The organism is Paracoccus fontiphilus (genome assembly GCF_017356265.1).
Classification (GTDB): domain Bacteria; phylum Pseudomonadota; class Alphaproteobacteria; order Rhodobacterales; family Rhodobacteraceae; genus Paracoccus; species Paracoccus fontiphilus.
On sequence record NZ_JAFNAW010000002.1, the window covers coordinates 56,766 to 69,656 of the forward strand.

A 12,891-nucleotide genomic window follows, 5' to 3' on the forward strand; every position below is an offset into this window, starting at 1 on the left:
TCAGACCGTCTGGACGGCAACCCTGTCCGCCAGGCTGCGGCCCCCGTCCACCGTCAGGATCTGGCCGGTGACAAAGCGCGACGCGTCGCTTGCCAGGTATGTCACCGTTTCCACCAGTTCATCGGCGGCGGCGATGCGGCCCATCGGGGTCGCCTCGATGATCCTGTCGCGCAGCTCGGGCTTCTCGCGCAGCGAATCCTTCAGTTCGTGCGACATGACGCTGCCGAAGCGGATGCCGTTCACGCGGATCCTGTGCGGCGCAAGGGCAAGCGCCATGCCGCGTGTCGCCTGCTCTTGCGCGGCGTAGGCGATCGAATAGCCCAGCATCGTCGGCACCGGATGCTGCGCGGCAAGGGTGGACAGGTTGACGATGGCCCCTGCCGACGCGCCCTCGGGGTCCTCCTCGGCCTGCCGGATCATGCGCTTGGCCACGATCTGCGTCATGCGAAGCCCGGCCATCATGTTCTGGCGCAGCAACTGTTCAAGCACATCCAGGTCGGTTTCCAGCGGGTCGGACACCTTCACCATCCGGTGCGCGTTGACCAGGATATCGACCCGGTCAAAGGCGTCCAGCGTCGCGGACAGCAGGTTCGCGGTTGCCAGTTTCTCGGCCATGCGGCCCGCGAAGCTGCGGACATGGGGATCACGCTCGTCATAATCAGACATGGCTGCCGCCAGCGCGGCCTCGTCCGCGTCCGCGAACATGACATAGGCGCCGCGTTCCACGAAGTGGCGGGCAATGGCCAGGCCGATGCCGCGCCCGGCGCCCGTCACGATGGCGGTCTTGCCCTGGATCGAGCCCCCCATCAGCGGCGGCCCTTGCGCGCCGCGCCACGGCCTGCGCCCGTCGCCTCGATCACCTTGAAGCGGGTGTCCCCGCGGACCTCGTGCACTTGGGCGAAGTGCTGCGCCAGCACGGTTTCATAGGGCAGGTGACGATTCGCGACCATCCACAGGCGTCCCGCCCCGGTCAGCAGGCGCGCCGCCGCCGCGATGAACTCGCCGCCGATCCGGGGCTCTGCGGTGCGGCCGTCGTGGAAGGGCGGGTTCATGATGACGCCGTTCACCGGCTCGCGCAGGGTGAACTCCCGCGCATCCGCCCAATGGAACTGCGCGCGCGGATCGCGGATGTTGTCCCGGGCCGATTCAAGCGCCGCATGTTCGGCTTCGACCAGATGGATGGTCTCGATCCCCGGGCGGGCAAGAGCCTGCGCCGAAAGCCAGCCCCAGCCCGCCCCAAGGTCGACGACACGGGTCGGCATCCTGTCGGGCAGCGCATCGGCGAGCATCGCCGAGCCGGGATCGATCCCGTCCGCCGAGAAAACGCCCGGCCGCGTCACGAAGCCGGGTGCCACCTCGTGTTTTCGGGCGGTCCAGTCGGCCGGCAGCCATTCGCCCGACGGGACCGTCACCCGGAAGATCTTGCCATGCGCCTTGCTGTGGACCTCGTCCACCGAAGCCAGCGCCCGCATATCCCTTAGCATGGAATCAATTCCGTCGGTCTTCTGGCCATCGACCCACAGGGCCGCGCCAGGCTGCAGCCGCGCCGCGGACTCTGCAATCCGCGCGCGCCCCTCCGCCTTGGCGCGAGGCAGCACGACAAGCGCGGCGTCGAACCGGCCCTCCACCTCGGGCGCCACGGCGTAGCCGCGGTCGGACAGCGCGCGGTGATCGGGAAAGTTGCCCTGCCGGATGCGGGTGCGCGCGGGTTCCAGAGGCGACAGATCATCGCCTCCCCGTGCCCCGATCACGAGAAAATCCCCTCCGGGATGACCATCCGGGAAGGCGAGGGACAGGCGTGTCTTTGTCACTGCTATTCTTTTTCCATGGTGCATTGCAGCGGATGCTGCTGCCGTCGCGCCAGTTCCATCACCTGCGCGACCTTTGTTTCCGCAACCTCGTGCGAGAAGACGCCGACGACCGCGACACCCTTGCGATGCACGGTCAGCATGATCTCGATCGCCTGGGCATGGGTCATGTTGAACAAGCGTTCAAGCACATGAACCACGAACTCCATCGGGGTGAAATCGTCGTTCAGCATCAGCACCTTGTACATGGGCGGCCGCTGCGTTCGCGTGCGCGGCTTGACGACCAGTTCAACCTGGTCGTCCGATCCGTCACCGTCTGTCATCCAATGCGCCATGCTGTCCGGTCTGGTCGTGATCATCGTCATGCGTGGATCAATATAGTCGATTTCACCGCCGATGAAAGCCCGGCAGAGCCTTGGCGACATGCCGGAAAATAACGCAAATCAACGGTTACATGGTGCGGAATGTCATGCTATTATCCAATGGTTAAGCAATGGCATGCGACAAACGACATGCCGCCAGAGGCAGAGAGACCGCGACAGTGATCCGATTTTCCCAAACAGCCCGGCTGTGGGCTTTGCTCTTGCTGGCCGTCCTGGCCCCGGCGACACTGTCGGCGGCACCTTTCGCCGCCTATGTGATCGACGCGCGCACGGGCCAGCCGATCTACAAGCAAAACGAGGATACGCGGCTGCACCCCGCGTCCCTGACCAAGATGATGACGCTGTACATGGCCTTCACCGCGATCGAACGCGGGCAGGTCCGGCTGGATTCGCAGTTCCCGGTGTCGACCAATGCTGCATCGGAACCTCCGTCCAAGCTGGGCCTCAGGGCCGGGCAGCGAATCGAGCTGCGCTATCTGATCCGCGCCGCCGCGATCAAGTCGGCCAATGACGCCGCCACCACCATCGGCGAAGGTCTTGCGGGGTCCGAGGAAGCCTTTGCCCAGCAGATGACCCAGATGGCCCGCGCCCTGGGGATGCGCAACAGCAACTTCCGCAACGCCCACGGGCTGACGCAGGAAGGGCATTACTCGACCGCCCATGACATGACCATCCTGGGACGGCGGCTGTTCTATGATTTCCCGCAATATTACAACATCTTCTCGCGCCGCTCGGCCGATGCGGGGATCGCGCAGGTCGCCTCGACCAACAAGCGGTTCCTGGATGCCTATCAGGGCGCGGACGGGATCAAGACGGGCTATACCCGGGCGGCGGGCTTCAACCTGACCGCCTCGGCGCAGCGCGGGAACAAGCGGCTGGTGGCGACGGTCTTCGGCGGCACCTCCACCGCGCATCGCAACCAGGTCATGGCACAACTGCTGGACGCAGGCTTCACCCGCGTTCCCACCCGCGTCCGCGAAGTGCGGCCCGAGGCGCCGCGCCTGCTTGCCACGCGCGTCGTGCGCCGCGCGCAGGTCGAACCCAGCGCCGCGGCTATCCGGGCCGATCCGCAGCGGCTGGTGCTGTCCGCCTCTGCCCCGCCCGTTCGGGTCAGCCGTCCCGCCGCTGCCTCGACCGCAGACGTCGCGCCGGCGACGCGGGCCGTGGCGTCCGCAGAACCGGAACCGACAGGCGGGCTGTCCCTTGCCGCCAGCGCGCGGCCGGTGGGTCGCCCCGGCAAGGCCGCCGCGGCCGTTGCCGAGGCTGCACCCGAGGCTGCTCCGTCCGCCAGCCTTGCCGCCGCCGTCCTGTCGCAGTCGGTCCGCCCTGCCCCGGCCCCGCGGTCCCGTTCCGCCAGCACGGCAGCGGTCGCCGGCAACGGCGCCGATCCGGATGCCATTGCCCGCGCGGTGGCCGAAGCGGTTCCGCAGGATGGCAGCGCGTCGCTTTCGCTTCTGGCGTCGCCCGCTCCGAAACCGCGGTCCGAGACGGTGATCCTTGCCGCGATGGGCGAAGGCGACCTTGCCGAGCCCGAGGCGCTTGAGATCGTGTCCCGCCCGGCCAACAGCGGGCGCGGCTGGGGCGTCACCCTGGGCATGTTCAAGTCCAAGGTCGAGGCCGAGCGGCTGCTGCTGCGCAGCGCGCTGCAGGACGGAGCCGTTCTGGAAGGTGCCGCGCGCCATGTGGCCGATACCAAGCGCGGCTTCCAGCCCAGCTTCGCGAACCTGACCAAGGCCAACGCCGAGCTGGTCTGCGAGCGCTTCGCCAGCCGGTCACAGGAATGCGCAGTGGTGGGCCAGTAAGCCTTTCGCGACAACAACGACAAAGGGGCGGAGTGATCTCCGCCCCTTTTTCATGCCGTGTTCCTCAATCTGGCCGGGGCCGGTCGTCCCACTTGTCCGACAGGATCCGTTCGGCATCGCCCTTGGGGTCCTCGAACTGCCGGGACCGCAAGGCCCAGATGAAGGCGACTAGGCCGGCGGCGCCCAAGCCAAGTGACACGGGGATGAGGATCGACAGGATCTCCATGATCGGTTCCTTTCAGTCGCGCAGGCGCAAGGCGTTCAGCGTCACGGTGATCGAACTGAGCGACATTGCCAAGGCCGCGATCAACGGCGTCACCATGCCCGCGACGGCAAGCGGCACCGCGACGATGTTGTAGGCGATCGAGATGGCGAAGTTCTCTCGGATGCGGCGGGTGGCGCGGCGCGCGGTCGCCACGGCCTCGGCCACGGGGGCAAGGCCGCTGCCGGTCAGGACCATGTCGCTGGCGACGCGGGCGGCATCCAGCGCGCTTGCGGGCGAGATCGAGGCATGGGCGCGGGCAAGCGCCGCCGTGTCGTTCAGCCCGTCGCCGACCATCAGGACGCGCGCGCCCTGCGCGGCCAGGTCAGCCACCATCGCCTCTTTCCCCTGCGGATCGACCCCGGCATGGTAATCGTCGATGCCGAGCCGCGCCGCCAGATCGGCAACGGCCGCCCGCCGGTCGCCCGAGATCAGCACCACGCGCATCCGTGCCTTGCGCAGCATCGCCACGCAGTCCGCCGCCCCCGGCCGCAGTTCGTCGGTGAACTCCAGCCGGACCGGCGGCTGCCCTTCGACAGCCAGCCAGGTGGCACTGGTCGGCCTGTCCTCGTCGGCATCGCTGACGCCCAGCCAGTCGGCCCGGCCAAGCCGGACCGTCCGCCCCTGCCAGCGGGCCGAGACGCCGAAGCCCGGATGCTCGGCCACGTCGGAGAGCCGGGCGTTCGGCTGGTCGGCCAGGGCTTCGACCAGGGCGCGCGACAGGGGATGGGACGACGCCTCGGCCAGGGCGCGAGCGACGGGGCGGAGGTCTTGCGACAGCGGGGCGGCAGATACAAGCACCGGGCGCCCCAGGGTCAGGGTTCCCGTCTTGTCGAAGACGACCGTATCGACCTCGGCCAGGCGTTCCAGGGCCGTGCCGTCCTTGATCAGCAGCCCGCGCCGGAACAGGCGCCCGGACGCCGCCGTGGCGACGGCCGGCACCGCAAGGCCCAGGGCGCAGGGGCAGGTCACGATCAGCACCGCCGCCGCGATGTTGACGGCCAGGCGCAGGTCGCCGGTCGCCCACATCCATCCTGCGAAGCTGCAAAGCGCCATGAGGTGCACGCTTGGCGAATAGGCGCGCGAGGCGCGCTCCGCCAGCGAGGTATAGCGGCCCCGCGCGGCCTCGGCGGCCTCGACCAGGGCCGTCAACCGCGCCAGGGACGAATCCCGCCCTGCCGCCGTCACGCGCAGGGTCAGGGGGCCGGTCAGGTTCACCTCGCCCGCCGACAGCATCTGGCCGGGGGCGGCCGGGACGGGCAGTGTCTCGCCGGTCAAAAGGGCGCGGTCGATCTCGGACCGGCCCTCGGTGATCTCGCCATCCGCAGGGACGCGGGCGCCGGGGCGGATGCGGATCAGGTCGCCGGGCCGGAGGGTCGCGACCGGCACGACCTGCTCGGCCCCGTGCAGAAGCAGCGTTGCCCGCGGCACCTCCAGCGCCGTCAGCTCGGCCGCGGCGGATCGCGCGATGGCGCGGGTGCGATGATCCAGGTAGCGGCCGATCAGCAGGAAGAAGCACAGCATCGCCGCCGCGTCGAAATAGGCATGGTGCCCCGACTGCGTCGTCTCGTAGACCGAAATCGCGCTGGCCAGGATCAGCGCCAGCGAGATGGGCACGTCCATCCCCAGCCTGCCCACACGGATGGCGGCCCAGGCGCTGCGGAAGAAGGGCTGACCCGCGAAGAAGACGGTGGGCAGCGCGATGGCGCCGCTGATCCAGTGGAACAGGTCGCGGGTCGCGGCCTCGGCCCCGGACCAGACGGCGACCGACAGGATCATGATGTTCATCATCGCAAAGCCCGACACGCCGATCCGCATCAGCAGGTCGCGGCCCTGCCGGTCGGCGGTGGTGGCCGACAGCGCGTCGGGGTCAAGCTCGTGCGCCTCGTATCCCACGCCCGCCAGGACGGGGATCAGGTCATCGGCGGCCAGGCCGGGCGCATCGACCGTGACCCGGCGCAGGGTCAGGTTCACGCGCGCGTGCCGGACGCCCGGATGGGCCAGCAGCGCGGTTTCCACATCGGTGATGCAGGTCACGCAGTGGGCGGTGGGCAGCGACAGGATCAAGGTGCCGTCGGCAACCTCGGCCCGGTCGGCGAGGCGCTGCGCCAAGGGGGCGGCGTCGCAGGCGGGACAGGCGCTGAAGCCGGATGCGGTCAGGTCGGCCATGTCAGTTCACCCGTGCCCCGGCATAGTGGTCCAGCCGCTGGCGGAACGGCGTCCCGTCCTCGGCTACGGCCTGGACGTGGATGTTCCAGCTGCCCGGCTCAAGGTCCAGGGCGGCGCGGTAGACGCCGCCCGCGACCGAGAAATCCGGTGTCACGTCCGCGCGCTTGTGCGTCGGCCGCCCCACCGTGGCCGAGAAGTCGCGCAGGATCGGGTGCCTGCCCTGCCCGTCCACGATCTCGACCACCAGTTCGGCGCCGTCATAGCTGGCCCTGGCGGTCCATCCCAGATCCTGCTGCGCCTGCCGTTCCCGGTCGAACTGCTGCGAGGCGACATAGCTGTTCTTCACCTCCAGCCCCGGAAAGCTGCCGACCGCCAGGACGGCCATGACGACGTTGACCGCGATGATGACGCCGAACGCGGCCAGCGTGATGATCAGGACGTGGCGGCCCGTCAGTTCCTTCACCATGTCATTCGCCCTTTCCGTGGAAGATGGTGCCGACCGTCGCGGTGGTCCCGTCGGTTTCATCGCGGACGACCAGATCCAGAGAGGTCGTCGCCTCGGATGCCAGCGGCGATCCGGCGGGCGCGGTGACATACAGCCTGCGGCTCAGCGTTTCGTCCGCGGGAACGTCGATGGTGCCCGAGGCCGCGCCTTCGATGGCGACCGTCAGGTCGTCCCCGCCCTCGACGTCGAAGCTGAAGGCGCGCGTCTCGTGCTGCTTGTTGCGCAGGCGGACCTCGTAGGTGTTGCGGATCGCGCCGTCGGACATGGTGACGAACAGCGGATTGCGGACCGGAGAGACGTTCAGTTCCAGCGGCGAGCGGACGAACAGCGCGACGATCAGCGCGACACCGATGCCGGACCACAGCGTGAAATACAGCAGCGTGCGCGGGCGCAGGATGTGCTTCCAGACCGGCTTCGGCTTGGCCCCGGCGCGTTCGGCGGTCTCGTCCTTCAGCGCCATGTAGTCGATCAGCCCGCGCGGCTTGCCGATCTTGTCCATGATCTCGTCGCAGGCGTCGATGCACAGCGCGCAGGTGATGCATTCCATCTGCTGGCCGTTGCGGATGTCGATGCCCATCGGACAGACGTTCACGCAGGCCATGCAGTCGATGCAGTCACCGGCGGAATCGACGGGGATGGGCCCGCCGACGCCCGTGCGCACGCTTGGATAGGGAACGGGCGGATAGTGGCCGCCGGCGGCAGGTCCGGCGGCGTGGCTGGTCGCCGCCGCCTTTTCGGCCACGGCGGGGCTGCGGTGGCGGACGTTGGTCTTGCCGCGCGGCTCTCCCCTCCATTCGCGATAGGCGACGGTCAGCGTGTCCTCGTCCATCATCGCGGCCTGGATGCGCGGCCAGGGGCAGGCATAGATGCAGATCTGCTCACGCGCGAAGCCGCCGAACAGGAAGGTCGTCGCCGTCAGGATCGCCATGGTGGTATAGGCGACCGGATGCGCCTGACCGGCAAGAAGGTTGCGCAGCAGCGTCGGCGCATCGGTGAAATAGAAGATCCAGGCGCCGCCGGTCAGCAGCGCGATGACCAGCCAGACGGCCCACTTCGCCGCCCGCAGCCTGATCTTCTGCCCGTCCCATTTCTGCCGGTGCAGGCGGATGCGGGCGTTGCGGTCCCCCTCGATCCAGCGTTCGACCAGGATGAACAGGTCGGTCCAGACGGTCTGCGGGCAGGCATAGCCGCACCACACCCGACCCAGCGCCGAGGTGAACAGGAACAGTCCCAGGCCCGCCATGACCAGAAGGCCTGCGACGAAATAGAATTCGTGCGGCCAGATCTCGATCCAGAAGAAGAAGAAGCGCCTGTTGGCAAGATCGACAAGGACCGCCTGGTCGGGCATGGACGGCCCCCGGTCCCAGCGGATCCACGGCATGACGTAATAGATCGTCAGGGACACTGCCATGACGACCCACTTGAGGTTTCTGAACCGCCCCTTGACGCGCTTCGGGAAGATCGGCTCGCGCGCTGCATAAAGGCTCGGGGGGTCCAACTCTGGGCTGGACATTTTGAAGAATCGCTCCTGTTTCGCGCCGTCCGGTCTAGACCGGCCGGGCGGGGGATTCCTTGACCTGCATCAAATGCAGGCCGTCACCACACCATTGCCGCCGCCACGGCCGCGATGACGGCGCCGGCCGCCAGTTGCATCACGCCCGGCAGCCATGACCCGATCCCGGCCGCCGTCCCGCCTGCGGGCAGCAGCGCCAGCGATCCCCGGCGCGCCCAGACCGCCAGGACCGCAACCCCGACCGAAACGCAGGCGGTGCCCAGCCCCATCGCCATGGCCCCGGCCGCGCCGGTCGCGAAGATGTCCATGCGCCATGTCAGGATCAGCAGGAAGATCGCCCCCGTGCAGGGCCGCGCCGCAATGCCCGCGATCAGGATCAGCGCATCGCGCAACGTGCGGGTCTCCGCGACCTCGGCCGCGGTCGGGCCGTGCGCATGGCCGCAGCCGCAGGCGTCGTGATGATGGTGCCGCGCACGGCGCACAAGGTGGCGCAACCCGCGCCAACCCAGCCACAGCCCGACCAACCCGATCAGGACGGCGCCCAGGTCACCCATCGCATCCTCGCCCAGGCCGGTCAGCGCCTCTCGGGACAAGTCCAGCAGGGTGACGCCGGACCAGACCAGGACGACGGCCACCGATGCCTGGGCCAGCGCGGACAGGATCGACAACAGGGACAACCGGCCAACGCTGACCGACGTGCCGAAGCCATAGCCGCCGATCAGCTGCTTGCCGTGGCCCGGCCCGACTGCGTGGACGACGCCATAGCCGAAGCAGATGCCCAGCAGGGCCAGCGTTGCGCCCGGCTGCCCTGCCTGCAGGCGCCGCAAGGCGCCTGCCATCATCGCCTGCGCCTCTCGCTGGCGGGCGGCGGCCCACACCTCGAGACCCGACAAGGCCCCGCTGAACCACAGCGCCGCGACCAGCAGGGCGACAGCCAATCCTGCCAGGGCCAGCCCGCGACGGCCGGTCACGAGCCCCGCCCTTCGCCGCATTGAACCCGGATGACCTCGGCACCGGCGGCACCGATGTCGACGATCACCATTTCCTCCTCCATGCCGGGCTGGGCAAGGGCTGCATTCAGGGCCCGGCGATAGGCGTCGGGGGCGGCCGCGGGATCGCCCGGTTCCAGGGCGACGGTGCAATCACCGCGCCCCGTGACCCCAGGCGCCTCCGGCACGGTGAAATCGACATAGAATTCGGGATCGTAGGCCTGCACGACCAGGGGGGTCGCGCCATCCTGCGGCTGCGCCAGAGGCCTGCGGTGACGCGAGACGACGCGCCCGTCGCGATACTCGGCCTTGAAGTCTTCCGGCCCTGCCAACGCGACGCGCTGGCCAGCCGCCTGCAGGAACAGCCGGCCGTCGAAGCCCGGCTCCCAATCGGCATCGAAGCCCTGCAATGCCGCGTGTTCCTGGGCCGTCAGGGCACCGTCCCCATCCGGGTCGAGGCCCAGATCGCTGACGATCAGCAGCGAATAAAGCTCGTCATAGGCCCATTCGACATCGACCGCCGCCAATCGCCCCTGCGCGTCATAGACAAGGCCCAGCCTTGCATCCATATACACGTGCGGATGGGCCGTGGCGCCCAGGGGCCACAGGCAAAGGCAGGTCGCGGCAAGGGTCAGGCGCGGCAGCATGTCGATTCCCGGTCGGTTTGGTGCGGTCTAAGGCAACCTGCCCGGCTTTGGCAAATGACGCTTGCCGCTTTCCGCCATGGGGCCGCCCGCGTAACGTGGCCGCGAGAGAAGGAGTTGTTCATGCTGACCATTCATGGCGTCACGCGCTCGCGCGCCTCGCGCATCATCTGGCTTTGCCACGAGATCGGGTTGGAGTTCCGGCAGGTTCCCGTGATCCAGGCCTATCGCCTGCCCTTTCCCGACGCGCCCGATGCGCCGCTGAACACGCATTCGCCCGCCTTCCTGTCGCTGTCGCCCGCCGGCGCCATCCCGGTGATCGAGGATGACGGCCTGGTCCTGTCCGAGTCTCTGGCGGCGAACCTGTATCTGGCGCGCAAGCATGGCGGCACCCTCGCCCCCGCCGGCCTGGCCGAGGACGCGCAGATGATGCAGTGGAGCTTCTACGCCGCGACCAGCATCGAGCCCGATGCCCTGACCATCCTGTTCCTGCACGCCCGCACCCGCCTGCAGTCGGGCGAGGATCAGGCGCTTGTCGCCAACGCCGCCGAACGGCTGGTCCGGCCCTTGTCCGTGGTCGAGGGCCACCTGGCCACCCATCCCCATCTGGTGGGCGACCGCTTCACCGTGGCCGACATCAACATGGCCGAGGTGCTGCGCTATGCGCAAGGCTATGGCGAGTTGATGACCCAGTTCCCCGCGACCATGGCCTGGCTGGAGGGATGCCAGGCCAGACCCGCCTTCCGAAAGATGTGGGACGCCCGCAACGCCGAGCCGGAATGAAGGGCGCCTTGCCCTTTTGTTCCCTGCCATGAGATAGTCCCCCCAGCCGACCGAAGAACAAGAGCAGACACAAATGGCCGACGACCTTCTTTCCGCCGTTGACGCGACCGACAGCTATTCCGCCGCCTCGATCGAGGTGCTGGAGGGGCTGGAGCCCGTGCGCAAGCGCCCCGGCATGTATATCGGCGGGACCGACGAACGCGCGCTGCATCACCTTGTGGCGGAAATCCTCGACAACTCGATGGACGAGGCGGTGGCGGGCCATGCCAGCCGCATCGAGGTCGAGTTGCTGGCGGATTACAGCGTGGTCGTGCGCGACAACGGCCGCGGCATTCCCATCGACCCGCACCCCAAGTTCCCCGGAAAGTCTGCGCTGGAGGTGATCCTGTGCACGCTGCACGCGGGGGGCAAGTTCTCGGGCGATGCCTACCAGACCTCGGGTGGCCTGCACGGCGTCGGCGCCTCGGTCGTGAACGCGCTGTCTGACGTGATGATCGTTCAGGTCGCGCGCAACAAGGAGTTGTTCGAGCAGCGGTTTTCCCGCGGCATCCCGCAGGGGCCGGTCGCGAAGATCGGCGCTGCCCCCAACCGGCGCGGCACCACCGTGACCTTCCACGCCGACGAGGAGATCTTCGGCCATCACCGCTTCAAGCCCGCGCGGCTGCTGAAGATGGTGAAGTCCAAGGCCTATCTGTTCAGCGGCGTCGAAATCCGCTGGAAATCCGAGATCGACGACGGCGAGACGCCGCGCGAGGCGACCTTCCACTTTCCCGGCGGCCTTGCCGACTACCTGGCCGAGACGCTGCACGGCGCCAGCACCTATGCCGACCGCCCTTTCGCGGGCAGCGTCGATTTCCGCCGCCAAGGCGCGCCGGGCAAGGTGGACTGGGCCGTCAACTGGACGCCCTCGCGCGACGGCTTCATCCAGTCCTATTGCAACACCGTCCCCACGCCCGAGGGCGGCACGCATGAGGCGGGCTTCTGGTCCGCGATCCTGAAGGGCGTGCGCGCCTATGGCGAGCGGGTGAGCAACAAGAAGGCAGCCCAGATCACGCGCGAGGATCTGCTGACCGGCGGCTGCGCCCTTGTGTCCTGCTTCATCCGCGAGCCGGAATTCGTGGGCCAGACCAAGGACCGCCTTGCCACGACCGAGGCCGCGCGCCTGGTCGAAAACGCCGTGCGCGACCATTTCGACACCTGGCTGGCGGCGGATACGAGATCGGCGGGCGCGATCCTGGACTTCCTGGTCCTGCGGGCCGAGGAACGCCTGCGCCGCAAGCAGGAAAAGGAAACCGCCCGCAAGACGGCCACCAAGAAGCTGCGCCTGCCGGGCAAGCTGGTCGATTGCAGCGCCACCAACCGCGACGGGACCGAGCTGTTCATCGTCGAGGGCGACAGCGCGGGCGGCAGCGCCAAGATGGCGCGCGACCGGACCAACCAGGCCCTGCTGCCGCTGCGGGGCAAGATCCTCAACGTGCTGGGGGCGGCGTCCAGCAAGATGGGCGCCAACCAGGAAATCAATGACCTGTGCCAGGCGCTCGGCGTCGGTATCGGCTCAAAATTCAACGTCGACGACCTGCGCTATGACAAGGTCATCATCATGACCGATGCCGACGTGGACGGCGCCCATATCGCGTCGCTGCTGATGACCTTCTTCTTTACCCAGATGCGGCCGATGATCGACAAGGGGCACCTGTATCTCGCCTGCCCGCCGCTCTACCGGCTGACGCAGGGGGCGCATCGCATCTATGTCGCGGACGACGCCGAGAAGGAACGGATGCTGGCCAAGGGCCTGGGCGGCAAGGGCAAGATCGACGTGCAGCGCTTCAAGGGCCTGGGCGAGATGGACGCCAAGGACCTGAAGGACACCACGATGAACCCCAAGACGCGCAAGCTGATCCGGGTCAGCATCGACGACGACGAAGGGGGCGAAACCGGCGATCTGGTCGAACGCCTGATGGGCAAGAAGCCGGAACTGCGCTTCGAATACATCCAGGAAAATGCCCGCTTCGCCGAAGAACTGGACGTGTGAG

12 protein-coding genes are annotated in these 12,891 nt (G+C 68.2%); 3 read left to right on the top strand and 9 right to left on the bottom strand.

The window, feature by feature from the left end; genetic code table 11:
- Genes J0F76_RS01370 through clpS form a run of 3 tightly spaced genes read right to left on the bottom strand, consistent with a single transcriptional unit; the run spans position 1 to position 2,131 of the window.
- Positions 1–807, bottom strand: a complete 807-nt coding sequence (locus tag J0F76_RS01370) for an SDR family NAD(P)-dependent oxidoreductase (RefSeq protein WP_207464908.1) — start codon at positions 805–807, stop codon at positions 1–3.
- Positions 807–1,811: a class I SAM-dependent methyltransferase gene (locus tag J0F76_RS01375; RefSeq protein WP_341351543.1), complete on the bottom strand. Its 1,005-nt coding sequence runs from the start codon at positions 1,809–1,811 to the stop codon at positions 807–809. The genes J0F76_RS01370 and J0F76_RS01375 overlap by 1 nt, the downstream gene beginning before the upstream one ends.
- Positions 1,812–1,813: 2 nt before the next feature.
- Positions 1,814–2,131 carry an ATP-dependent Clp protease adapter ClpS gene (clpS, locus tag J0F76_RS01380; protein ID WP_207464912.1) on the bottom strand — a complete coding sequence of 106 codons (318 nt, stop codon included), beginning with the start codon at positions 2,129–2,131 and terminating at the stop codon, positions 1,814–1,816.
- A 170-nt stretch (positions 2,132–2,301) separates the two neighbouring features.
- On the opposite strand from clpS, the gene J0F76_RS01385 reads away from it, so the two are divergent.
- Positions 2,302–3,993 (top strand): serine hydrolase, encoded by a 1,692-nt coding sequence (locus J0F76_RS01385; RefSeq protein WP_207464914.1) that lies wholly within the window; start codon positions 2,302–2,304, stop codon positions 3,991–3,993.
- 64 nt (positions 3,994–4,057) lie between these two features.
- Here the strand turns inward: J0F76_RS01385 and ccoS are convergent, their stop codons facing one another.
- The 6 genes from ccoS to J0F76_RS01415 form a co-directional block, all read right to left on the bottom strand.
- Complete coding sequence (ccoS, locus tag J0F76_RS01390; protein WP_154763514.1) at positions 4,058–4,219, bottom strand: cbb3-type cytochrome oxidase assembly protein CcoS; 162 nt, start codon at positions 4,217–4,219, stop codon at positions 4,058–4,060.
- A 12-nt stretch (positions 4,220–4,231) separates the two neighbouring features.
- Complete coding sequence (locus tag J0F76_RS01395; protein ID WP_207464916.1) at positions 4,232–6,424, bottom strand: heavy metal translocating P-type ATPase; 2,193 nt, start codon at positions 6,422–6,424, stop codon at positions 4,232–4,234.
- A 1-nt stretch (position 6,425) separates the two neighbouring features.
- Positions 6,426–6,890: a FixH family protein gene (locus J0F76_RS01400; protein ID WP_207464918.1), complete on the bottom strand. Its 465-nt coding sequence runs from the start codon at positions 6,888–6,890 to the stop codon at positions 6,426–6,428.
- A gap of 1 nt (position 6,891) precedes the next feature.
- Positions 6,892–8,442, bottom strand: a complete 1,551-nt coding sequence (gene ccoG, locus J0F76_RS01405; protein ID WP_207464920.1) for a cytochrome c oxidase accessory protein CcoG — start codon at positions 8,440–8,442, stop codon at positions 6,892–6,894.
- Between the two features lie 83 nt (positions 8,443–8,525).
- Positions 8,526–9,413 (bottom strand): nickel/cobalt transporter, encoded by an 888-nt coding sequence (locus tag J0F76_RS01410; RefSeq protein ID WP_341351545.1) that lies wholly within the window; start codon positions 9,411–9,413, stop codon positions 8,526–8,528.
- Positions 9,410–10,078, bottom strand: coding sequence for a DUF1007 family protein (locus tag J0F76_RS01415; RefSeq protein WP_207464925.1), 669 nt, complete (start codon positions 10,076–10,078; stop codon positions 9,410–9,412). Before J0F76_RS01415 ends, J0F76_RS01410 begins: the two co-directional genes overlap by 4 nt.
- Positions 10,079–10,198: 120 nt before the next feature.
- Between J0F76_RS01415 and J0F76_RS01420 the strand changes: the two genes are divergently transcribed.
- Entirely contained in the window at positions 10,199–10,858 is a 660-nt protein-coding gene (locus J0F76_RS01420) for a glutathione S-transferase family protein (protein WP_207464927.1), read from the top strand.
- Positions 10,859–10,931: 73 nt separating this feature from the next.
- On the top strand, positions 10,932–12,890 hold the full coding sequence (gene parE / locus J0F76_RS01425; RefSeq protein WP_207464928.1) for a DNA topoisomerase IV subunit B: 1,959 nt from the start codon (positions 10,932–10,934) through the stop codon (positions 12,888–12,890).
- The last annotated feature ends 1 nt before the right edge of the window (position 12,891 follow it).